This window comes from Longimicrobiales bacterium, from assembly GCA_029245345.1.
GTDB lineage: Bacteria > Gemmatimonadota > Gemmatimonadetes > Longimicrobiales > Gaopeijiaceae > CALFPJ01.
In genome coordinates, this window is record JAQWPM010000011.1 from 30970 (window position 1) to 52256 (window position 21287).

Genomic DNA, 21287 nt, shown 5'->3' on the forward strand with positions numbered 1-21287 from the left:
CGGCCTCAATGTCCGCCGGATCGAATCATGTTCTCAGTGACGAACCCGATATTGGTCCGCTTTGATACCGTATCGAAGAACAGAAACACCTTCTCCATGTTCTCCGCCCCCCGCCGGATCCAGAACTCGTGGTCAACCCCGGGCACCTCAATGTAGAGGTGCTGAGCCCCGACGGATTGGAGCCACATCACACTGCGACGCGACCCAGCCGCCGAGACGATCGAGTCGAACTCCCCGTGCATGATCAACATGGGGAGCCCCCTGAATCGCTCAGCACTCTCCGCATCCCGGATGCCGCCGGCACCGGCCAGAGGAACGAGACCAGCCCATATATTGCTGTACTTGCCACCGAGGTGGTATGTCCCACCGCCGCCCATTGAGTGGCCCATCAGATAGATGCGATCATCGTCGATCGAAAAATTGTCCCGGATGACCGCGAGGACGGTCATGGCGTCGATCTCGGACAGTTCCCCGGACCTATACTTGACTTCGCTTCCCGGCTTCACGCGAGCGGTCTCGACCGGATTTCCTGCCCTAGCCCCCCATCCACCGGAGACACTGTAACCCATCGGAGCCACGACGATGAACCCATGGCGCTCGGCGAGATCCGTCGTGCCATCGAACAGAATTTGCATCAACGGCGTGATGTTCAGGCCGTGAAGGTCGACCACAAGGGGTGTGGGTGTACTCGGATCGTACGTCGACGGGATGAAGAGGGTGTATGGCATCTCCGCGTTCGCTTCATCGAGGAAGTAGGTGCACTCGAGGATGCGGTGCTGCGAAGCAGTGAGGGGCGGTTGCGCCGATCGAGGGATCCCGCGGAACCCCTGTGAGATGTCGGGAAATGCAATTCCCGGGAGTGCGGTCCCGTCGTGCTGGACATTCGCAGTCCCCGCGCTCGCGTCGGCATTTGCCTGCGTGACCGGCATGCAGGACTGATTCGGAGCGGCCAGCGCTCCGCTGGACGACGCCTGCGCCGCCCCCGTACCCGGGAGGAGGAGCATTCCTGCCGCGATCAGCGGCCACCCGCACTTCACCATCCCGTCCTCCCTCGAAATCACACCACTCGACGCCGTCCCCACAGGCTGCCGAGGATCACGCGTGCACCATAGACGCAGGTATGGGGGTGCGCAAGCGCACCAAGAGGGACGGCTCCGGCCCTGGTTTCGCGTGCCGGAACGGGGATGGTGAAGGGGCGGAGGGACTCCTAGAAAGCAGCCGCCATTCGGTCGAAAATGCTGGTCCAACCGTCCGAATGGCTGTCGCGGAGCCCGTCGGCACCGAATCCCTCGTGCGTCAGGGTTATCTCGGTCTCCTCGCCCCGGTCCTCGAACTCGATGGCCACCTGCGCTTCGCCCCCTGAGTGGACTGCGTTGTCTTCCCAATTCCAGCTGTAGACGAGCCTCTTCGACGAACGGCAGCCGCAACAAGAACAACCCTCTCACGATGATCACGCTCACGAAGCCCATCGAGCGGAAGCTTGAGCACTTTCTCAGCAGGGGATGGCAGGGCCGCGGGAAGCACATCGAAGAACGAGGAGAACGTAGCCAAGCTAGTCATCGCTCCGGATCCCCCTTGCGCCGGAACCGGACGGGCTGAACGCTGTGACTCACCTGAAGCAACTGATTCCCGGAGTACTGAACATGAAGAGCCGGACCCTCCTGCCCTCAGCGCTCGCCGCGGTACTCGTCCTTTCCTTCCAGCCGGTCGACGCCCAAGAGCGACGCCTTGGCTGGATCGAATTCGACAATTCGGGGACGGAGGCCGCTCAAAAGTCGTTCCTCCAGGCGACGCTTCTCTTGCACTCCTTCGAGTTCGAGGACGCAGCCATCGAATTTCGAGCCGCCCAGAACGCTGATCCGGATTTCGCATTGGCGTACTGGGGTGAAGCGATGACCTACAACCATCCGTTGTGGCAGCAGCAGGACCGAGCGGCCGCGATGGCCACGCTCGACCGATACGCGCCGAGTCCGGCTGCCCGTCAGGCGAAAGCGCCGTCCCCTCGAGAGGCTCAATACCTCGCCGCGATCGATGTGCTGTACGGAGACGGCGACAAAGGGACGAGAGATCGGGCCTATATGAACGCGATGGGCCGCTTGGCAGACGCTCATCCAGAAGACCTCGAAGCCCGAGTCTTCTACTCGCTCGCCATCCTGGGGAGTACCGACGGCGAGCGCGACTTCGCGACGTACGTGCGCGCCGCCGCACAGGCCCTGCCGGTCTCCCGGGCGAACCCACAACACCCTGGGGCCGTCCATTACATCATCCACTCCTTCGATGATCCGGTGCATGCTCCGCTAGGTCTCGCGGCGGCACGGGCCTACTCCGAGATCGCCCCAGATGCCGGTCATGCTCAACACATGACGTCGCACATCTTCGTAGCCATGGGACTGTGGGACGATCTGGTCGCGGCGAACATTCGGGCGCGCGACGTGCAAAACGGACGCGAAGCCGAACTCGGCCGCACACCGAACGTGTGTGGGCACTATACGTCGTGGCTCCACTACGGCTGGCTGCAACGCGGAGAAGTCGAAGCGGCTGAGCGCGGCATGGCCGAATGCCACGAACGTGTCGCATCCGGGACCGGCACCGCCTCAGAAGCGAACTACTTCGTCAATATGCGCGCGCGCCATGTCCTAGATCTCGGGGATTGGGACGCAGCAGCTCGGTTGAGCGCTGACCTAGAGGCTCATCCGGTGTACACGTTCATCTCCGGAGTCGCTGCGATAAAAAATGGCGACCGCGACGGCGCCCAAGCCGCCCTCACGAGGCTCGCCGCCGGGCCGCTGAACACTCAACCGAGGCTGCGGATCGCCCATATGGAACTGGCTGCGCTGCTCGCGCAGGACGGCGGAGACATCGAGAGCGCGATTGGGTTCCTGACTCAAGCTGCGGACCTCGAGGAAACGCTTCCCTTCGAGTTCGGTCCCCCTGCGAGCGTCATGCCCCCACACGAAGCACTGGGTGCGGTGCTCCTCCAGGCAGGGCAGCCCCGGGCGGCCGCGGACGCTTTCCGGAAGGCGCTCGACTTTGCGCCGGAGCGCATGGCGTCGCTCATAGGACTCGCGGCGGCTTCCCTCCAGGCCGGTGATGAGGCAACAGCTCAGAGCGCCTCCCAGCGTCTCTCTTTGCAGGTGAGATTCGCGGACGCCGCATTCAGGCAACGCATGGGCTTCGATGGCGGACGCAATTAGGTCACCGCGACATGGCGCGGATACACCCAGCGTTCCAAATCTCTGGCTTTTCAGCCCGGTGTCGCGAAACTTCCGGTTTCCCACGCTCATCAGATGAGACACAGGTGGGAAAGCGCGCCCACTCACTAAGGACGGCTACCATGGGCCCGGAGTTTTGGGTCACCGTCGCTTCAGCGTTCGTCGCTGGAGGGGCAATCGGATCTTCTGGGATGCTTTTGGCCCAGTGGATTCTCAAGAAAGTTGACGGCGATGCGCCGAACCCGCTTCAGGGTCCGGAGTATCGTATGCTACGCACTGAAGTCGCCCACCTGGGCAAGCAGATGCGTAATGTCGACTCACGTCTGGACTTTGCGGAGCAGTTGCTGGGCGGCGCGCTCCCACTCGCGCCGGCGCCGAGTCGCCTCGAGCCGAAAGAGTTCGAAGAGAGCGAGGACTTCCAAGACGCTGAAGATGGTACGGAAGCGGACACCGAGTCCTCCGACTAGTTCTCGACGTCCCCCGGGTTAGTTCTGTCCGAGCGCGGCCCCGCCCCGCACCAACGCCCGCCCCGGCATTTCGTCGGTCGCTTCACCATCTCGAAGTGCGAACGTCCCGTTCACCATCACGTGAACGGTGCCCCTCGAGTACTGATGGGGGTTCTCGTAGGTGGCCATGTCCTCTACCGAAGTCATGTCGACGACGGTGATGTCGGCCAGGTACCCCTCGCGCAGATAACCACGCTCGGACCAACCCAAGAAGTCCGCGGCAAGCCCTGTCATGGACCGGACCGTGTGCGCCAGCGTGATCAGCTCCTCATCGATGACCAAGTCTTTGATCTTCTTGGTGAAGGAACCGAACGCGCGTGGATGCGTGACCGGGCGCGTCGGCCCAGGGTCACGTCCGTCCGTGCACGTCATCATCCAATCGAGTTGAGCGAGATAACGCGTGTTCTCGTGGTCGTAGAGTCCCAGGTTCATCACCGCCGCGTTGCCCTCCCGGAGAATGCGGCGCGACGCCTCTGGTGCCGTGAGGCTCCACTCATCTGCGAGATCCTGTAGCGTCTTCCCGTTCAGTTCAGGGCGCTGGTCCGCGAACAAGATGTGATCTGCCCCACCGCGAATGGCCAGCATTTCACGTGTCTGTCGGTCCACGATGGGGAGCGTATCAGGATCGTCGAAACGGCGGACCATCGCGGTATCACCGCCGGCCACAACCCAGCTCGGCACCGTATAGGAACGGAGGTTCGACTGGGTAGCCGTGTAGGAATGGTGCGCTCCGGCCACTTCGATTCCCCGGGCGCGCGCGGCCTCGATCAAGGCCGCGCCTTCCGGAGCCCTCCCGTAGTTCGCGGCACCCTGAGCGTTGAAGTGGCTGAAAATGACCTTCGTGCCCGCCTCCTCTCCAATTCGTATGCCCTCTTCGATGGAGCGCAGATATCCGAACGACGGATACGCCGCGCCAAGGTCCCGGTCATGCGTATCGTAGATCGCGCCCGGGTATTCGGCGGCCACCTTGTTCAGTTCGATGACTTCTTCGGTCTCCGAGTAGTTCCCTGGGAGATAGAAGAGCCCAGAAGAGAGGCCGTAGGCCCCCTCGTCCATGCCTTTGCGAACGAAGGTGCGCATGGCATCGAGCTCTTCGGCGGACGGAGCGCGGTCTTCCATCCCCATGACCTCACGACGCGCCGAGTTGTGTCCAACCCACAACATTCCATTGACGCCGATTCCGTTCGCGGTCCAATCCGCGAGCGTCGCTGCCACTTCGCTACTTCCACCCCCATCGAGTCCCAACGCCACCGAAGTTATGCCCTGGTACAGGAAAGCCTTCGCGTCGCGACCATGGTCTGTCCCCAACTCTGCATGGGAATGCATATCGATGAAGCCAGGAGTGATCACCAGGCCGGCGGCAAGCACGGTATCTCTGGCCTGCACGCCCGCCGTCGATGCGTCCCCCACGAAGCTGATCCGGTCTCCGGTCACGGCCACATCAGACGATTGAGCGTCACCGCCCGTGCCGTCGAGCACGTGCCCGCCCAGGAAAAGCACATCTGCCGTATCTTCGGCGCTTGCACACCCGGTGGCGGCGAGAAGTAGAGCGCCGACAAAGGCGATCGCGGGCTTTTTCATCAGAGCTCCCTATGTCGAAGTGGCGGTCGAACATACAACGCAAAAGCCCCGACCCGCCATGAGCGGACCGGGACTTCACCGTCGGATCGGGGGCTTTACTTCTTGCCCTTCTTCCGGCTCTTCTTGGGCTTCCGGCCTTGGTTCGGATGCTCAAGGTACTTCCAGGTCTCGCCGCGGCGGAGCATGTAGATCGTGCTCGCAGAGACATTGAGCTTCCGCGCCCAGTCCGCACCAGACTTCTTCCACCGGTCCGCCTTCTCGTCCCAATCGTCGAGAACCTTAGTCGCCTGCTTCTCCGTCAGCTCTGCATGCGGCGAGTTCGGACCTCGTAGCCAAACATTGGAGCCGTACCAGCGGTCAACCTTCTGAATCGGCCCACCGACCTTCCGACCGGTGTGTCCGAGGCAGTAGTGGCGTACCTGATCTACTGAAAACGGGGGATGCATTCTCGAGATTTCGGCATACAGGTAGCCTTCCTCAGCGAGTTCCCTCCACTTTAGAACGAGCGGCCCGTCGGGCTTCGCCATCGTCGTCTCTCCCTACGTCGGATTCTGAAATTGGGGTTGGTTGGACAGACTTATACCGTGCGATTTCCGGAAATTCTTTCTTTCAATGTTCCAATAATGCACGCGCACATAGCCTACCGGTTCGGTTGAAGTCGATGCGCAAACTTCGTCCTAAATTTAGCGACTTTGGGAGCAATCACCACACGGCAATACGGCTGACTTTGGTTCTTCACGAAGTACTCCTTGTGGTCGGCCTCCGCCATATAGAGGGAATCCAACGGCGACACCTCGGTCACGATCTGGGCCTCCCACGGGCCGTCTCGTTCGACTTCGGCAATGACGGCCTCGGCCGTTTCGCGTTGCGCTTCTGACCCATAGAAGACCGCTGACCGGTACTGAGTGCCTACATCGTTGCCCTGACGGTTAAGCGTGGTGGGATCATGCATGCCGAAAAAGATCTCGAGCAGGTCGGCGTAGCTGATCACATCCGAATCGAAGTCCACAACCACGACCTCTGCGTGACCGGTCGTCCCCTCGCACACGTGCCGGTAGGTCGGATTTGCAACGGAGCCACCCGTGTATGCAGATCGAACGGCATGCACCCCCAGCGTCATGTCGAAGACTGCCTCTAGGCACCAAAAGCACCCACCACCAAGAACCGCCCTCTCCATTTGACCTCCGTGCCTAGGGACCCGCTATCGACTGGCTATGAGCCAACCCCTCAGGGGGCGCCATCGTTCCCGTAACGGCGACCCAGGGGTCGCCCCGGAGGGAAAAGGCCATAAGCCGCAGCAGCAAAGCCACGAACGCGATGATCGCGATGAGAGGAAAAGGCCCGCCGAGATCGAGGCCAGAGGCCCCGCGCGAAAGGAAATAGACGACGACACCGACGATCAACACCGCGGTCACGGCCACGATGGACATCACATTGGCGTCGAGCGCCCCCCGGTCGGCGCGTAAGTCCGCACTGCCATTTGCGAGGCCTCACAGACCGCCGCAGAACCCACGGAAGGGTGGGCCTTCTCGTACTCCGTGATCACTCGTCCGAGTAAGTCGGCCAAAGATACGTCTTATGAGATGACCTTCTTCTCCGTCTCTGTCGGTCGATCCCACGGTGTCCATTCGATACCTCGCACATACTTCTGAATCCAGCGAATCTCCTCTACGTCCCGCGTACGCTGGTGACGGGGCTCACGGAACCCGTGGGGCTCCCTCGGAAAGCGGATATACCGAGTATCACGCCCAAGATCCTTAAGGGCCTGAAAGAACATCATGCTCTGGGCTTCCGTGTCCGTGGTGTCGTTCATTCCATGCAAAATGAGCGTCGGCGTCGTCACATTGGCCACATGAGTCAGCGCGGAACGCTGCCGCCACTCTTCAGGGTTCTCCCAAGGTGTCCCGCCGATGTACCACAGCCGCACATCATGATTGAAACCCGGTCCGTACTCGGACGTCCAGTCAGAGACCATCGCCCCCACGGACGCGCCCTTGAAACGATCCGTCTGCGTAACGGTCCATCCGCCCAAGATGCCTCCGTAACTCCAACCCCTGAGGCCCAACTGGTCCGGGTCCGCCAGGCCCATGTCGACTACCGCATCCACTCCCGTCATGAGGTCCTGATAATCTCCCCCGCCAATGTCATTCATGTTTCCCTGAAGCAACTCATCCGTGTATCCGGAGCTGCCACGGACGTTTGGGAAAAGCTGCGCGTAGCCGAGTCCCGCCCACACATGATTTCTGGTATCGAAGGAATTCCGGAACACGCCGGCCGGCCCACCATGAATGTGGAGCAGCAGGGGTAGTGAACTCCCGTCGTGTCCCGGCGGGAGCATCAACAAGCCCTCGATCTCGGTACCGTCCGCGCTGTTCCACTGGATGACCTTCCCTTCACCGAGCACCAACTCTTGGGTGATCCGCGGATTCACCTCGGTCAGCCTCCGCCCTTCTGATCCATCCGTCTTGGCGACCCAAACATCTGCAGGCGTGTCGAAATCCTGAAACACGTAGGCCATGCGTGAATGGTCGCGGGAGAAGGATGAAGGGCTCAGAGAGCCCGCAGCTTGGGTCACCTGATCGACGCTCCCGTTCCCGACGTTGAGACGAAAAAGGTTGTTGTCGGTCCCCTGTAGTCCACTGAAGAGGATCGCGGACCCGTCTGGGGTCCAGGAGAACGAGCCGATGTTACCGTCGAACGCCTCAGAGATCATCCGACGGTCACCTGACTCCGCATCCATGATCCAGAGCTTGTCGAGCCGGAGTTCCCACTGGTCGTCGCTCGGCGCCTCATAGACGAAGCGTCGCCCATCCGGGGCCCAGGTCAGTCGGCCTTCCGGAGCCTCATTGTCCGTCATCTGGCGTGTCTCACCCGATGTCACGTCAAGAAGGTGGATTTCCGCCTGATTTTGTTGGTTACGGCGATTCTCAGTGCGCGCCGTAAAGACAACCTGGTCGCCGTTGGGTGACACGGAGAACGAAGCAATCCGATGGTCTTCCTCCGTAAGGCGCGTCTCTTCCTTGGACCCGACATCGAGCGACCAGAGGTTCGTCCATGTTCCATCCCGTTGGCCGTTCGGACCCTCGTCGACGAAGATGGCGTCATCGCCGTCCTTGCGAGCCTTCTCCTCGTCCTCTGGACGGGGCTCGGCTGCGACGAAGAAGATCTTGCTACCGTCCAGCGACCACCGGTACGAGCCAATGGCGGTCTTATGCTCGCTGAGTTGCGTGGCCTCGCCACCGTCGGTGCGCAGAAGGAAGAGCTGCGACTTCTCATTCGCCGTCCGGGTAAAAGAGACATAGGTGCCATCAGGGGAGAACTGGAAACTCGAGCCACCCTCCTCGCCAATGAACCGGAAGGGCTCCCCACCCTCGGCTGGGACCTTCCACCAGGTCGTCTTTCGTTCGTTCTCGCCCCAATCCAATTCCGACTTCGAGAAGAGGACCCAACTTCCGTCGGGAGAAATCGTCGCTCCCCCCACCCGGACCATGTTGAGGCCGTCGTCCGTGGTCATGGGCCTTCGCTCCTGTCCGTGAACAGGCGACGCGACCAAGACCAAAAAGAAAAGGGTGGCGAGCTTCCGCATGATGTCTCCTAAATTGTACCGGGCACCTACTGTGCTCGAGGCCAGACCTAAACCTCCGCTCCGGGCCCCGCCGAAACAAGGAAGGACACGATGGAAAAGTGGCGCTACTTCTTCGCCGTCCTGTTGGTGATCAGCTTGCCACCAGGACTCCTGGTGTGGTTCTACGTGCATCCCTTTGTCTCGTTCTGGCGAAAGCTCGGTCCAGCGGTCACGCTCACACTGGCCGTGGCGCAGATCATTGGCAGCATGGCAGCGCTCTACTTCGTCCGGGACTTCCTGATAGGCCGCGATCTAGGGACACACATGATCCCTCTGATCCTCGCGGCGTGCACCGGGCTCGCGGCGACCTCGCTCGCACTGGCGAGGAAGAAACACCTCACGATGCGGATCCTCGCAGGTGTGCCTGAACTCCAAGCCGACGGCAAAGGTGGCGCACTCCTCTCAGAGGGTGTGTACAGCCGGATCCGGCACCCTCGATACGTCGAAATCGTTCTCGGCTCACTCGCCTACGCGCTGTTCGCGAACTACCTCGGCGCCTACATCATGGCGTTCCTGACGATTCCGGGCCTACACGCGATCGTACTGCTGGAAGAGCGAGAATTAGTCGAGCGCTTCGGGCAGGAATATCGGGACTACGCGCTGCGAGTGCCGCGCTACATCCCCGGGCGAAAAGCGTCCTAACCCACCGTACCCGTCGGCGACCCACTCAACGGCAGACCCTTCGTCCACCCACACGAACATGCCATTTCGGTCTACGAGCTTACGAATGCTCTCCGCGCGGAGTGTGAACGCCTCCCCGAGATCCTGCCCGAACCCCTCTCCCCACGGAATCAGCGTTTCGACGTCCCCTTGGGTCGCCATCTTCGCGCGACCACGCACGCCTTCGACGGGAATGACTCGGTCCAACTGGTAGACACCCTGTTCCGTGTCACGCCGTCTGTCGTTGTTCCCCACGTCCGCTAGGTAAAAACACCACTCAGGACTCGACGAGTTCGGTCGGCATCAAGCCGAGATCCGTCGTGTCCGTCGCGGCAAACGGAGCCTGGACTTCGAAGTGCGCCGACGAGCTCCGCTGTTGGAGGATTCCGTCGGCCATCGCCAAGACAAGTAACACCAGGACGGGAGCCGCGATTCCCGCCACGACCGTCAGCGTCCATTTCACGAGGACCTTACAAGAGCGCCGTCCGGTCAGTCCTTCGGACCGTCCGAGGCCTGGCCAGCCAAAACGTCCGTCATGATTTCGAGCGCCCGTAGAACGTCAGCCCGGCCGACATCGCGGTGGGCGATCGCCCTCATGCCGTGATCGCCGTTCGGGAGCATATGCAGCCCAGCTCCATGGCAGGCATCTGCGAACTCGCCAGCGGGCATCGCATTCACCTCGAATCGAATGATGTTCGACTCGACGCTCGCCACCTCGACGCCTACCCCCTCCATCTCATTCAGGCCCTCCGCCAACAGTCGGGCGTGCTCCACGTCTGCCGGGAGCCCCGAGCGGTGGTGCTCGAGTGCATGGAGAGCCCCGGCAGCGATGATCCCCGCCTGCCTGAAGCCACCACCCAGCATTTGTTTGAACCTCCTAGCCCGAGCGATGGTTTCTTTCGTCCCCACCAAAGCCGATCCCACGGGAGCCCCGAGTCCTTTGCTGAAGCAGACGTTCACCGTGTCGAACGGTGCCGCGTACTCCCGTTCCGAGACGCCTGTCGCGGCGGTGGCATGCCAGAGCCTGGCTCCGTCTAGGTGAGTCGCGAGTCCGTGTCGCTTCGCAGCGGCACACACTCCTTGAAGTTGCTCAAGCGGCCAAACCGCTCCGCCCCCACCATTGTTCGTGTTCTCGGCGACAAGCAACGTGGGCGGAGTATTGAGCGTTGTGGGGTTGAACCGATGCCCAGGCTCCATCGCACCTTCAACGTCATCCACTGTGAAGATCCCTCGTACCCCCGTTAGGTGGCCCATGGTCACGCCGCTGACCACAGCCCCTGCTCCGCCCTCAGCTCGGATGATGTGAGCGAGCCGGTCGATGAGAACCAAGTCACCCGGCTGTGTGTGCGCCTTGATCGCGATTTGATTGGACATGCTGCCCGTCGGGACGAAGACAGCGTCTTCCTTCCCCAAGACATCTGCCACACGGGCTTCAAGTTCATTGACTGTGGGGTCGTCCCCGTACACATCGTCACCGACGTCGGCTGCTGCCATCGTGGCCCGCATGGCACCCGTCGGCTTCGTAACTGTGTCGCTGCGCAGATCGATCATAAGCACTAGATACTCGGGCCAAATGTCGTGTAAGGAGTGCAGCTTCCTGCGATCCCACGAAGGCCGCAAGGGCGGACGCTTGACTGTGGCCACTCGGCATCCCACATCGTGGGGACACACAGAACCGGAGACCCCGTTGATCCGTAGACACCTAAGCCTCGCAATGACCGTGGTCCTGAGCTTCTCTGCTATCGCGTGCGGCGGAGAGAGAGAGGACGTGCCCCGACAACCGGCGAATCCGCTACTCAGGCCCGCCCGACTTATCGAGACAGCGCCTGCGGACTTTAACGTCCGCTTCGAGACCAGCGGGGGAGAGTTCGTCGTTGCAGTCCATAGGGACTGGGCACCATTGGGAGTCGACCGTTTCTACAACCTGGTCTCAAACGGGTTCTACGACGACGTGCGCATCTACCGGTCCATCGAGAACTTCATGGCCCAGTTCGGTCTGAACGGGGACCCGTATGTAAACCAGGCCTGGAAGGACACCTACATCGTCGACGACCCGGTCAGGCAGTCGAACACCCGGGGACGCATGACCTTCGCGAAGGGCGGGCTGCACACACGCACGACGGAGCTCTTCGTGAACTTCCGAGACAACTCGAACTTGGACGGCAGCGGGTTCGCACCGTTTGGCGAGGTGATTGAGGGCATGGATGCCGTAGACGCCATCTATACCGGGTACGGCGAAGGACCTCCCCGGGGCGACGGTCCATACGCGGCCATGGCTCAAGCGCGCGGGAATGAGTATCTCGACGCCGAATTCCCAGAACTCACCCAGATCATCCGAGCAACGATCGAGACGGAGAACACGACCGGGAACTAAGCTCTTCTGCCTATCCAGCCCGTGATGGCGGGTCGAGCTGTGTGAAACAGGGATGCACCGCGTCGCGCTCGAGCAGGATGCGCTCTACGTCCACAACAAACGGAAGTACGTCGCCAAGGTCGGCGGCAACCTCCTTGGCGTCGAACGTCGGGAGCGTCGACGGGCCGGCGCTGGTCGTGGACTGATCCAAGACCCGCACTGCGGCACGGGTGAGCGTGGCCAGGTCAGCACCTGGAAAGCCGTCCACGAGCACTTGGACGGCTTTCTCGACGTCGGCCGCCCTACCGCTGCGCACGGTGCCGCCCCCGAAAATTCCGATGAGTGTGCCGATCACCGCGACTGCTGCCACACCCAATCCAATGAGACCGATCGTGCTCGGAGCCACCGTGGTGAAACGAACCGAAACCGGCATGAATACGAGCACGATGATCGCGATAATGGCCACCACACACCCCACCGACGTGGGATCCGAAGGCGGTGGCTCGTCCCTGAACGCCACGAGGGCATCAAAGACTGCTTCGGATTCGGGGCGGGTGGATGAGTCCATGGGTTCTCCGAGCACGTTCAACCCGCCCTCTGCGTCAGCCGCCGGCAGCGATCGCCGAACCCACCTGTGCCCGCGTCACGAGTGCGTTGAAGAGCAATTTGAACGTCCCGTGCGTCTGGGCCCTGTGCTGAGCGCGGAACCCGATCATGAGCACACTGCCCTGGCCGTGTTTCAGCGAGATCACCGCCGCCTTGTTGGCGATCTCCTCTTCACCCAGAAGCCATCCGCTCTGGAGGATGTTGCGATCGACGAAGGTCGCAATGCGTTTCACGTCGGCGCTGCGAGCGCCACCACGCGTCTCATACACCTGACTTCCGGCGAGGAAGGTCGCGAGTGCGTCCTCCGGCATCCCAAAGCCGTACGCGTCAGTGTTGTCCACCTTCACCTTGAGCGTTGAGCCGGGCGACCAGAATTCGTTGCCGGACATTCCGCGAACCGCATTGGTCACAGGCACGTCCTCGAACTCGTCGAGCACGAGATCACCCGCTTGGGCAAACGTGACCAACTGGCCCCCATTCTGTACGAACGCTTCCAAAGCGTCTACGCCTTCCTGACCGAAGCCACTCCGATACTCGGGAGGTGTTGCGGCCGGATTGGCTCCGCGACCACCACCGCCCGCCGTCGGACCCATCATCATGGTCTTACTGTCGGCAGGGAGAATGATGACGTCGTACTTCTCGTGCAGGTCGCCCTCTAGGATGTCGTCGTCGAACATGCTCGTGTAGTCGAAGCCGAAGTTCTCGAGCATCAGCCGTGTCCAGCCTTCATCCATGTTCCCGCCGTAGAAGCGCTGGTACATGCCGACGCGCTGCTCCTGAACGACATGGCTCACCGCCGAGGCATCGGAGTTGAGAGCCATGAAGTCGACACCCGTCTCGTTCGCGATTGCACGGGCTGTCGCCTCAGACGTACCCGGACCGACGATGAAGTCGCCGGCCTTCACGCCGTTGCCGTCCTCACTCGCCCGTCGGACGGACGCTCCCGCTTCAAAAAGCATGTTCACGGCCTTGAACGCATCGTTCAGCTGGCCGTCGATCACATACCCTGCCGAGCCCGCCGAGACCGCGCCCTGCGGCGTGATCTCTCCGGAAACCACACTCAGGCGCGCCTCAATGGCCGATCCGACCGGATCCACGCGAACGCCCATGAACTCGGCAATCACATCCGCCGACATGTCGTACGGGCGGATCGGATTCCCTTCTGCTGTCCGCGTATAGGTGTTGTCAGGGTAGTACGTCTGCCCGAGCAACCAACGGATCAAGCCCCGCTTCGGCTGCGCCATGGACACGACGTAACTGCCCTCGCCGTACACACGACCCTCGTGCTGGAACTCAGCTGGGGCGCGCTCAACGGTGATGCCCTGACCCAAAAGCTTGTTCACCATCTTGGTCATGGTGAGCGGATCGTGCTGGTCCGCGGGGATCACATAGGCCTTTGTGTCGCCTTCGAGCCCGCGCTGCGTCTGGCGACTCGCCTTTAGGTACGCATTGCGGAGCACCGTCTCGCGGTTCTTCGCTGCGATCTCCAGCGGCGCAAACGTGGCGTTGATCTGGCGCACGACGATATCCCGCACATGCCACCAGCCACCCGGCCATGGGTTGGGGAACGTCGTCTGTGCTTCGTACTCAGGGAGCTGCCTGGAGCCGCTCAACTGGTCCGGATGCACATACAGTGGCGTCGCGAGACGCGCACTGGCCGACTCGGTAAGCATGCCCGCGATGTTATGGAACGGCGTGATCCAGTGGAAGCCGAAGTGGCCCCAACCGGAATAAATGGCCGCACCGATGGCTCCTTGCAGATTCGCTTCGTCCTGCTTGAGCGCCATATGCGCGCCGTACCACGTCATCTCACGCCAAACGAGCGGATCACCGTCTGGACGGATCGGCTCCGCGTAGGGCGGCAGGTAAATGCGCGCCGTGTTGGGGCCCATCTGATGGTGATCGATGTACGCTTGGGGAATCCACTCCTGGAACATCAACTCGGCAACGTACTGTGACTCGACCGTGTTCTGCATGAACGCGTCACGGTTGTTGTCGTGGCCGATGTAGTGGTGATAGAGCTCCGGTGGGTTCGCACCTTCGTATTCCGTCCCGACCCACTGATTGTACCAATCGGTGACAATGATATTCCCGTCGGGGTTCATCCCCGGGACGATGATCGAGACCGTGTTTTCAAGAATCTCCTGGATCCCGTCGTCCGTGCGGGTAGCGAAGTCGTACATGATTTCCGCAGCCGACTGACTCGCCGCGACTTCCGTGGAGTGCAGAGCATAGGACTGCACGAAGACGACCTTACTGTTCTCTACCGCGTTGTCGACCTCAGCCATTGAATGCCCACGCGGATCCTGGAGGATCGCATTCATTCGCTTGATCTCGTCCAGCTTCGCCAAATTCTCGGGAGTCGAAACGAAGATCATCAGGAATGGATTGCCCAGGGTGCTCTCACCAACGGTGCGCACGTCTACGCGGTCACTCGCGTTCCCGATCAGCTCGTAGTATTCGACCAGCTTGTCCCACCGGGCGAGCTTCCGGTCCGCCCCCATCTCGTGGCCGAAGAAGGCCTCTGGTGAGGGGATCTGCTGGGCCGAAGCGAGCGTTGGCAACACGATCGCCAAGGCTAGAAGTACGGCTGAGAGGCGTGACATCGAGTGGTGCATTTTCATTGAGTCCCCCGGTCCATCAGATGGCCGAAATGGGCTATACGGTCAGGCGTCCGGGAACAGGCGTGTCCCCGGGGAAGGCAGACTAGGGCCGGGGCTTCGGACCCGGCAAGGGAGAAGAGGTGCGATAGTCGCTCTGAACCGGAGGTCCGTCTCCTTCGTCTAACCACAGGACGCACACTCAGGTGTCTCTGGGAACACGAAGAGGCGCTCGAACGGAATCGCCCCCCCGCACCCGGTGCAGACGCCATAGGTGCCTGCTTCGAGGCGTTCCAGCGCCTCTCTCAACAAGGCGAGCTTCACTACCTCTCGCTCACGAAGATTCTTCGTGAGCCCCTGGTTCTGCAGCGAGTCGATACGACTTAGGCGGCCAACAGCACTCTGATCCAGCACGACCGGCTTCAACGCTTCGCCGGTGACCTTCATCGATTTCGTGAGCTTTTTGGATTGCCGGCCCAGCTCCTCACAGAGCTCCGCTACTTGGTCTTGAGTCAGGCCATTCATGGCGCCCCCGCCCTATCTCCCGGCTTCCGTGGCCAAGAGGGGCAACAACGTCTCGTTGCCCTCCACGTCCAGGAAGGTGTCCCACTCCAAGAAATAGCCCTCAGGGTCATACCCGACGAAGACCGACACGCGGCCACTCTCATCAGTGAGATCCGGCGTCCTCAGCGAGAGCTCCTGCTTCTTCGCTCTCTCTAACCAAGCGGCAACATCGGACGTGATAAAAGAAACGGTGACCGCCTTCTCTTCCGTGGCGTTGTGGAGTCCCCGCTCGCCATCCACAAGCCCGACAAACCCCGTCCGCGAAGCCTCGTACACCTTGGCCCAGCCCTGGTCGACTAACAGGTCCACACCGAGAAGCTCTTCGTAGAACGACTCCATGGCGGGGATATCCCGGTAGTACAACCACAGAACCGTAGCCTGGACCGTCAGTTCTGAGGGCCGGTCGCCACCCGCTGGCCCCAGCGGCTCGATCTGCGCGAGCATGGGCATCAGCGTGACGTTCTCCGGGTGCGGGTTGAAGCGCTCGAATTCGAGGAGGTATCCCTCAGGGTCGATCGCTACGAACCCGTCATGCGGGCGACCCGCCTCGTACTCCTTCATCTCGCCGCGCATCATGACACCCGCGCTTGTGAGATACTCGTACCACCCCTCGACCTGCTCCGTGACTACAGCCAGCGTGACGCTCTTCGGCTCATCCGACGAGTGCATACCCTCTGCCTGATCGACCAGCGTCAAATACGACGCCGGCGCGACTCGCATGATCTTGGCGAAGCCGTAGTCGGCCACGGTCTCGAAGCCCAGCACGTCCCTATAGAACGTCCAGGCAGCATCCACGTTGTCGTAGTAGTAGAAAGCGTTCATCGCCTGAACATCGGGAACGGCTTTCGCCATCGGTTCTGTGGCGACTGCCTCCGTCTCCGGCACCGAGTCGGCACACGAAGTGAGGGTTACGCTGACCGCCGCGGCGGTGATCAGGGTCATGCAGACGGACCTTCGCACTGAATTCTCCAGGGAATGGGTAGGGGTGAAGCCTACGCCCCTGGCTAACCGGAGGAAACCACGACGCGATCCCGAAGCAGACGAATGGCATCCGGACCGATTCGACAGCACCCTCCCACACCTTCCGCACCTCGGTCGATCCAGCCCGCCGCACTCGTGGCGACATCAGCTTGGGATCGTCCGTCTACCCATGTCTTTCTCTTCGCATCGTAGCCTTCACCCGAATTGGGATAGGCCAAGATGGGGAGGGCCGTCGCGGGCCGAATCGCATCGATGAGGTCGGCTACATGCTCAGGGGCCGTGCAGTTCACGCCAATGGCAGCGACCCGGTCCACATCTTCACACAGAGCGGCGACCTCGGCCACGGGAGTCCCATCGCTGATGTGCTCCCCGTCACAGCAGGAAAAGCTGAGCCAGGCCCATACATCGGGGGTGTCTGAGATCAGATCGAGAAGCACCTCTGCCTCGAGGCGAGACGGCACGGTCTCGCAGGCGATCAACTCAGCGGCAGAGGTCGCCAACAGTTGGAAGCGACGACGATGAAACTCGTCGAGCTCCGCCCGTCCCACCCCATAACGCCCGTGGTATTCAGAGCCGTCCGCCAGATACGCTCCAAACGGGCCGACACTCGCGGCTACGATTGGACGGATTCGGTCGTTAGGGCCCCTTAGACCGCTCCAGAACGCATCTCGAGCCTCCACCGCGAGCTGCACCGAGAGATCGAAGAGGTCGGTCGCGTCAGGCTCGGCAATTCCGAGATCTGCGTAGCCAAGGAAGCTCGCCTGATACCCCACCGTCTCGATGCAATCCGCCCCTGCCTCCAGGAAGGCACGATGAACGGCCTTCACCGCGTCCGGGTCGTCTCGCAAAAGGCCCGCAGACCACAACTTCGGGTCGAGCTGACTGCCCATTTCTTCGAGCGTCGTCGCAAGGCCACCGTCCAACACAATCGCACCCTGGGCCTGGAGGAAAGGAGCCAACGGGTTCTGCGCGGCGGCCATCGGCTCAAGCATTCCCTAGCGCTAACGCGCTACATGCTCCAGGGCGGCACAACCTCATGCGAACGAGCATACGCGATGCTCTGCCCCAGGTGCTCGTGCAGGTGCGTGATAGCACGAATCCACACGTCGCCCACGGTCGTGTCGGACGACCCGAGCACCACCGCGCGGTCGAGTTCCTCGGACGTGGCATCCATGGACGCCAACATGAACTCAAACGACGCGTTCACATGGCCCACGATCTCGGTCTTGGTCATGTCGATTTCCTGGAATGCACGGAATGTCATGACGTCATCGGTAATTCCAGTGCCTTCAGGGGCGGTCATGCCCATGAGTGACGGCACGAAATAGTTGTCCGCCGCGATGTGCTGGTAGACGTCACCTACAGAGCGAACCCCATCCATGGGTTGCCAGGCGTAGCTGCCCTCCGGCATGGCTTCGGCAAGCTGGTTGAACTTGCCGTGGGCGATCTCGAGAGTCCGCCGCAGGTTCTGGAACTCCAAGGAGGTGCCGGAAAGCTCTGCGGTCACAGCTGCCTCGGTCTCTGCGTTCGCCGCCTCGCCCGCGCAGCCCGACGCAGCCACCAACGCCGCCACGGCCCAGGTGCGCGTCTTCCTTCTAGTCTTCATGGATGTCCTGTGGCGGAAGGGGCCGACAAGCTACATGCCCAGACCGGACTTCTGATAGTGCTGAAACGCCCTCAGGGTGAAGTCGCAGGGGAGCCCCGTCAGAATCGTCCGGTCAAGGATGCCGAGAGACCAAAACGACCAGCTCAGCCAACTCCTCGTCCCACCCACCTGTGTTCTGCGTATGGTGGAGCTCGGTCCGGAACCCGGTCTCCACGAGGTGCAGGGTGGTGCCGCCGTCCTCCCGGGACGACAGAAGCAACAAAAAAACGGGCCGTCCCCGACTTTAGGAACGGCCCGCCCAATTCGTGCTGAACCTTTCTAGCTCGCTACCACGTTCTCAGCGGCAGGGCCCTTGGCTCCGTCGACGATGTCGAACTCAACGGTCGCGCCCTCTGCGAGAGTCTTGAAGCCCTCGGCCTGGATCGCGCTGTGGTGGACGAAGCAGTCCTTGCTGCCGTCCGCCGGCGTGATGAAGCCAAAGCCTTTCTGATCGTTGAACCACTTGACGGTTCCGGTCGTACGCATACGTGCTCCTTGGTAAAGCGATCTGCGAAGTAATTCGGCTTGTCCGCACTCCGCGATCACTATCTGCGCTCAAGTAATTTTTGAGCTCGCTGAAACGCTCGCGAAGCAGGCCTGCTCGGTCAAGACGGCACCTTCAACGCCCAATGCGCAGCATAAGCTCCAGAGACTGGTCGCGGACCTTCACGAAAGACCCAGACCGCACGGTGGTCAGTCCTTCGACCCATCGGGCTTCCAGCTCTGCCACGCGGCCTGAGGCGAGTGTGAATCCGACTCCGCCACTCCCGGTCACGCTGAAAGATTTCGGTTGTTCTTCGAACAATACTTGCCCTAGGATCGCGTCCTGTCGGGTTCGCAGGTGCAGGCTGTAGGCAGGGCCGGCCGCGGCAAAGGCATGAAATGAACCAAGCGACGCAACGAGTTTCAGTTCGAGATGCATCGCCAACCACTCGCTGCGGGTTTGGCCCGTGAGAGGCTCACCATCAAAGTCACCTTCGACCCACCCGCCTCGCTGCGCATACCCGGCGCCGACACGAATCCGGAATGGACCGAGTGGGGACGGCACGTCCGTAAAGTAGTTGGCAAGGAATCCGGACCGGCTGGACGTGTCGACCTTGGGCTTCCACACCTGATGAGAACGCGTCCCCCCAATCGAGAAACCTTGGTACTGACCGACTTGTTGAGCCGACAGGCCGACAGCGCACCCGCCGGCAAGCAGGACCACGGCGGCGATCGTTCGAACGGTGTGCATGGGACTCCCGACTAGAGTGCTTTCTAGTGTTGGACCTACATCATTAGGAAGGCAGTTGCCCGGCTCTGGTACATCTCTAACGCAGCTCAACCACTCCGTGCGGTGTCCGGATTCGAGCCGCGAGCCGAGGTACCTTTCCGAAGCGAACGACCATATCTAGGCCGAGTGCTTCGACCCGCGCGCGGAGCTCTTCCGGATTCGGACACTCGGCCGTGATGTCCACAAACGAACACTCCTGCGGCAAGCTCGCCCCTGGGTGCGGTGTGTCTCCCCAGTCCAGGAAGAACGGAATCAGGCCGCCGTTTCGCTCAGCACGGGGGTCTGAGAAGCCCCAAGCGATCGTGGTGCCGTCCGGCTTCTGGCGACTCGCCGTGCTCGGCTCGCCGAGATCGACACCCGCCGCACGTCCCGCAGCCACCACGGCCGGCAGATCACTGCTCTTGGCTGCCCAGGTGACCAGCGTCGGCTCGGTCACCGCATCGACCCCCAGCCACCGCGGCTCAAAGGGCTCCGGCTGAGCCGGGTCGACCCCGAGCACCTCCAAAAAGGTGTCTTCAGATAGCGCCAGCAGCACGTTGCGCGTCCCTCTGCCCTGGTGAGAACCACCGGGCTGCATCTTCACGCCCAAAAGCCCCTCGATATGGGCGATTCCTTCGTCGAGGTCGCGGGCGACGAAGACCAGATGATCCATCGGATTCGAGGTCAAATCATCCGCCCATCAAGACCGAGGCGAGCATGTCCTGGTTGTATCCGACCAGAAGTCTGGCTCCAGACCTGAGCGTGGGTGCGCGCAGCTTGCCAGAGCGGCCGAGTAGCAGTGCCAACAGATCGTCATCCGGCGGACGCTCCGCTGCGAGGTCCACGTGGAGCACGTTCTTGCCTTTGGCGACGTAGAGATCGGTAACACCGCCCAAAACGCCGAGCGCGGCCTTTCCTTCTACCGGAGCCTTACCCGCGCTTTGGACTTCGCCGTCAGCCACTGCATTCGTCTCAAGAAACTCTTGAGTGCGTTTACAGCTTGTTCAGCCAGGGCGGTGGTACCGCCACTCGAGAGAGATCGTCACGGGTTTTTACCGAATCCGTTCGTAGATGGCGTGACCCACCGAAACGATCTTCCCGTCTTCATCCAGGCGGACGTATTCGTTGCTGATCGTATTGCCGTCTTCTGAGAGTGTGTTGATGATGACCTGAGTCACCCGGCCGTTGGCCCGATTGGTGATTCGGGTCGCACGTTCGTCGATAAACTCGACTGCGGTGTCTCTCCCCTCCTGGCCGACCACCGGACGGAATTCACCGTCAAACGTGGTGGCGTACCCCCATTCGTTCGCGCGGCCATCTCCGTTGACGGAAGCGACCGTGATTTTCATGCCGCCGTCCATGTAAGGCTCGTACGTCATGATGTTGCTCGACGGCGGCGGAGCACTGGACTGCATTTTCCACTGGCCGTAACGCGTCTCCGCCGTCTGCGCAGAAGCGCTCGACACAGTGAGGGCCAGTGTCAGAAGTGCTGTGCAACCCGCACCTAAAATCCGTGTCCGCATAGTGATGCTCCAACTTTGGGACCGCGGGGCCCGACCCGCGCTCGGGTTCGCCAACGGTCCTGTGATTCACAGGTAGACCACCATGCGGTGCCGAGCCCCGGTCGGCAAGCGGGTCAGGCGTTCTGAATCGTCAGCGCGCCACCAACGTCCGGATATCGCGGTTCTCCAGGACCGGCCCC

At 61.6% G+C, this 21287-nt stretch carries 24 protein-coding genes and 1 pseudogene; 5 read left to right on the forward strand and 20 right to left on the reverse strand.

What is annotated here, in order from left to right:
* Window positions 1–5: 5 nt before the first annotated feature.
* Window positions 6–1037 (reverse strand): alpha/beta hydrolase-fold protein, encoded by a 1032-nt coding sequence (locus P8L30_02905; protein MDG2239125.1) that lies wholly within the window; start codon window positions 1035–1037, stop codon window positions 6–8.
* An 83-nt stretch (window positions 1038–1120) separates the two neighbouring features.
* Between P8L30_02905 and P8L30_02910 the strand changes: the two genes are divergently transcribed.
* The 3 genes from P8L30_02910 (at window position 1121) to P8L30_02920 (ending at window position 3679) form a co-directional block, all read left to right on the forward strand.
* On the forward strand, window positions 1121–1363 hold the full coding sequence (locus P8L30_02910) for a hypothetical protein (GenBank protein MDG2239126.1): 243 nt from the start codon (window positions 1121–1123) through the stop codon (window positions 1361–1363).
* Between the two features lie 280 nt (window positions 1364–1643).
* A complete protein-coding gene (locus P8L30_02915; GenBank protein ID MDG2239127.1) occupies window positions 1644–3194 on the forward strand; it encodes a hypothetical protein in 1551 nt (516 codons plus the stop codon).
* Between the two features lie 104 nt (window positions 3195–3298).
* Complete coding sequence (locus P8L30_02920) at window positions 3299–3679, forward strand: hypothetical protein (GenBank protein MDG2239128.1); 381 nt, start codon at window positions 3299–3301, stop codon at window positions 3677–3679.
* A gap of 18 nt (window positions 3680–3697) precedes the next feature.
* Here the strand turns inward: P8L30_02920 and P8L30_02925 are convergent, their stop codons facing one another.
* The 5 genes from P8L30_02925 to P8L30_02945 form a co-directional block, all read right to left on the reverse strand.
* Window positions 3698–5299 (reverse strand): amidohydrolase family protein, encoded by a 1602-nt coding sequence (locus P8L30_02925; GenBank protein ID MDG2239129.1) that lies wholly within the window; start codon window positions 5297–5299, stop codon window positions 3698–3700.
* Window positions 5300–5394: 95 nt separating this feature from the next.
* Window positions 5395–5826 (reverse strand): hypothetical protein, encoded by a 432-nt coding sequence (locus P8L30_02930; GenBank protein ID MDG2239130.1) that lies wholly within the window; start codon window positions 5824–5826, stop codon window positions 5395–5397.
* 113 nt (window positions 5827–5939) lie between these two features.
* Window positions 5940–6476, reverse strand: coding sequence for a peptide-methionine (S)-S-oxide reductase MsrA (msrA, locus tag P8L30_02935; protein MDG2239131.1), 537 nt, complete (start codon window positions 6474–6476; stop codon window positions 5940–5942).
* A gap of 13 nt (window positions 6477–6489) precedes the next feature.
* Complete coding sequence (locus P8L30_02940) at window positions 6490–6729, reverse strand: hypothetical protein (protein ID MDG2239132.1); 240 nt, start codon at window positions 6727–6729, stop codon at window positions 6490–6492.
* A 146-nt stretch (window positions 6730–6875) separates the two neighbouring features.
* Window positions 6876–8885: a S9 family peptidase gene (locus P8L30_02945; protein ID MDG2239133.1), complete on the reverse strand. Its 2010-nt coding sequence runs from the start codon at window positions 8883–8885 to the stop codon at window positions 6876–6878.
* A 90-nt stretch (window positions 8886–8975) separates the two neighbouring features.
* Here P8L30_02945 and P8L30_02950 point away from each other — a divergent pair, with 90 nt between their 5' ends.
* Entirely contained in the window at window positions 8976–9566 is a 591-nt protein-coding gene (locus P8L30_02950) for a methyltransferase (GenBank protein ID MDG2239134.1), read from the forward strand.
* On the opposite strand, the gene P8L30_02955 is transcribed toward P8L30_02950, so the two are convergent.
* From P8L30_02955 to P8L30_02965, 3 genes are read right to left on the reverse strand one after another with little or no spacing between them, the layout of a single operon-like run.
* Window positions 9486–9839: a hypothetical protein gene (locus P8L30_02955; protein MDG2239135.1), complete on the reverse strand. Its 354-nt coding sequence runs from the start codon at window positions 9837–9839 to the stop codon at window positions 9486–9488. The two genes, P8L30_02950 and P8L30_02955, sit on opposite strands and share 81 nt — an antisense overlap.
* A gap of 22 nt (window positions 9840–9861) precedes the next feature.
* Entirely contained in the window at window positions 9862–10047 is a 186-nt protein-coding gene (locus P8L30_02960) for a hypothetical protein (protein ID MDG2239136.1), read from the reverse strand.
* 26 nt (window positions 10048–10073) lie between these two features.
* Entirely contained in the window at window positions 10074–11135 is a 1062-nt protein-coding gene (locus P8L30_02965) for a GntG family PLP-dependent aldolase (protein MDG2239137.1), read from the reverse strand.
* Between the two features lie 136 nt (window positions 11136–11271).
* Between P8L30_02965 and P8L30_02970 the strand changes: the two genes are divergently transcribed.
* Window positions 11272–11958 (forward strand): peptidylprolyl isomerase, encoded by a 687-nt coding sequence (locus P8L30_02970; GenBank protein MDG2239138.1) that lies wholly within the window; start codon window positions 11272–11274, stop codon window positions 11956–11958.
* A 10-nt stretch (window positions 11959–11968) separates the two neighbouring features.
* Here P8L30_02970 and P8L30_02975 read toward each other — a convergent pair whose 3' ends face one another.
* The 11 genes and pseudogenes from P8L30_02975 to P8L30_03025 all read right to left on the reverse strand — a co-directional run bounded on the left by P8L30_02975 (window position 11969) and on the right by P8L30_03025 (window position 21108).
* Window positions 11969–12505 (reverse strand): hypothetical protein, encoded by a 537-nt coding sequence (locus P8L30_02975; GenBank protein MDG2239139.1) that lies wholly within the window; start codon window positions 12503–12505, stop codon window positions 11969–11971.
* Between the two features lie 34 nt (window positions 12506–12539).
* Entirely contained in the window at window positions 12540–15167 is a 2628-nt protein-coding gene (locus P8L30_02980) for a M14 family zinc carboxypeptidase (GenBank protein ID MDG2239140.1), read from the reverse strand.
* 159 nt (window positions 15168–15326) lie between these two features.
* Complete coding sequence (locus P8L30_02985; GenBank protein MDG2239141.1) at window positions 15327–15668, reverse strand: hypothetical protein; 342 nt, start codon at window positions 15666–15668, stop codon at window positions 15327–15329.
* A gap of 12 nt (window positions 15669–15680) precedes the next feature.
* The gene (locus P8L30_02990) at window positions 15681–16649 is read right to left on the reverse strand and encodes a VOC family protein (protein ID MDG2239142.1); all 969 of its coding nucleotides are present in this window, start codon (window positions 16647–16649) and stop codon (window positions 15681–15683) included.
* A gap of 62 nt (window positions 16650–16711) precedes the next feature.
* Entirely contained in the window at window positions 16712–17680 is a 969-nt protein-coding gene (gene mmuM / locus P8L30_02995; GenBank protein ID MDG2239143.1) for a homocysteine S-methyltransferase, read from the reverse strand.
* A gap of 17 nt (window positions 17681–17697) precedes the next feature.
* Window positions 17698–18294, reverse strand: a complete 597-nt coding sequence (locus tag P8L30_03000) for a DinB family protein (protein ID MDG2239144.1) — start codon at window positions 18292–18294, stop codon at window positions 17698–17700.
* A 318-nt stretch (window positions 18295–18612) separates the two neighbouring features.
* On the reverse strand, window positions 18613–18819 hold the full coding sequence (locus tag P8L30_03005; protein MDG2239145.1) for a cold-shock protein: 207 nt from the start codon (window positions 18817–18819) through the stop codon (window positions 18613–18615).
* A gap of 133 nt (window positions 18820–18952) precedes the next feature.
* Window positions 18953–19567, reverse strand: coding sequence for a hypothetical protein (locus P8L30_03010; GenBank protein MDG2239146.1), 615 nt, complete (start codon window positions 19565–19567; stop codon window positions 18953–18955).
* A 76-nt stretch (window positions 19568–19643) separates the two neighbouring features.
* The gene (locus P8L30_03015) at window positions 19644–20258 is read right to left on the reverse strand and encodes a VOC family protein (GenBank protein MDG2239147.1); all 615 of its coding nucleotides are present in this window, start codon (window positions 20256–20258) and stop codon (window positions 19644–19646) included.
* A gap of 16 nt (window positions 20259–20274) precedes the next feature.
* Window positions 20275–20574, reverse strand: a pseudogene (locus P8L30_03020) (ArsC family (seleno)protein).
* A 63-nt stretch (window positions 20575–20637) separates the two neighbouring features.
* Complete coding sequence (locus tag P8L30_03025; GenBank protein MDG2239148.1) at window positions 20638–21108, reverse strand: hypothetical protein; 471 nt, start codon at window positions 21106–21108, stop codon at window positions 20638–20640.
* Window positions 21109–21287: the final 179 nt, after the last annotated feature.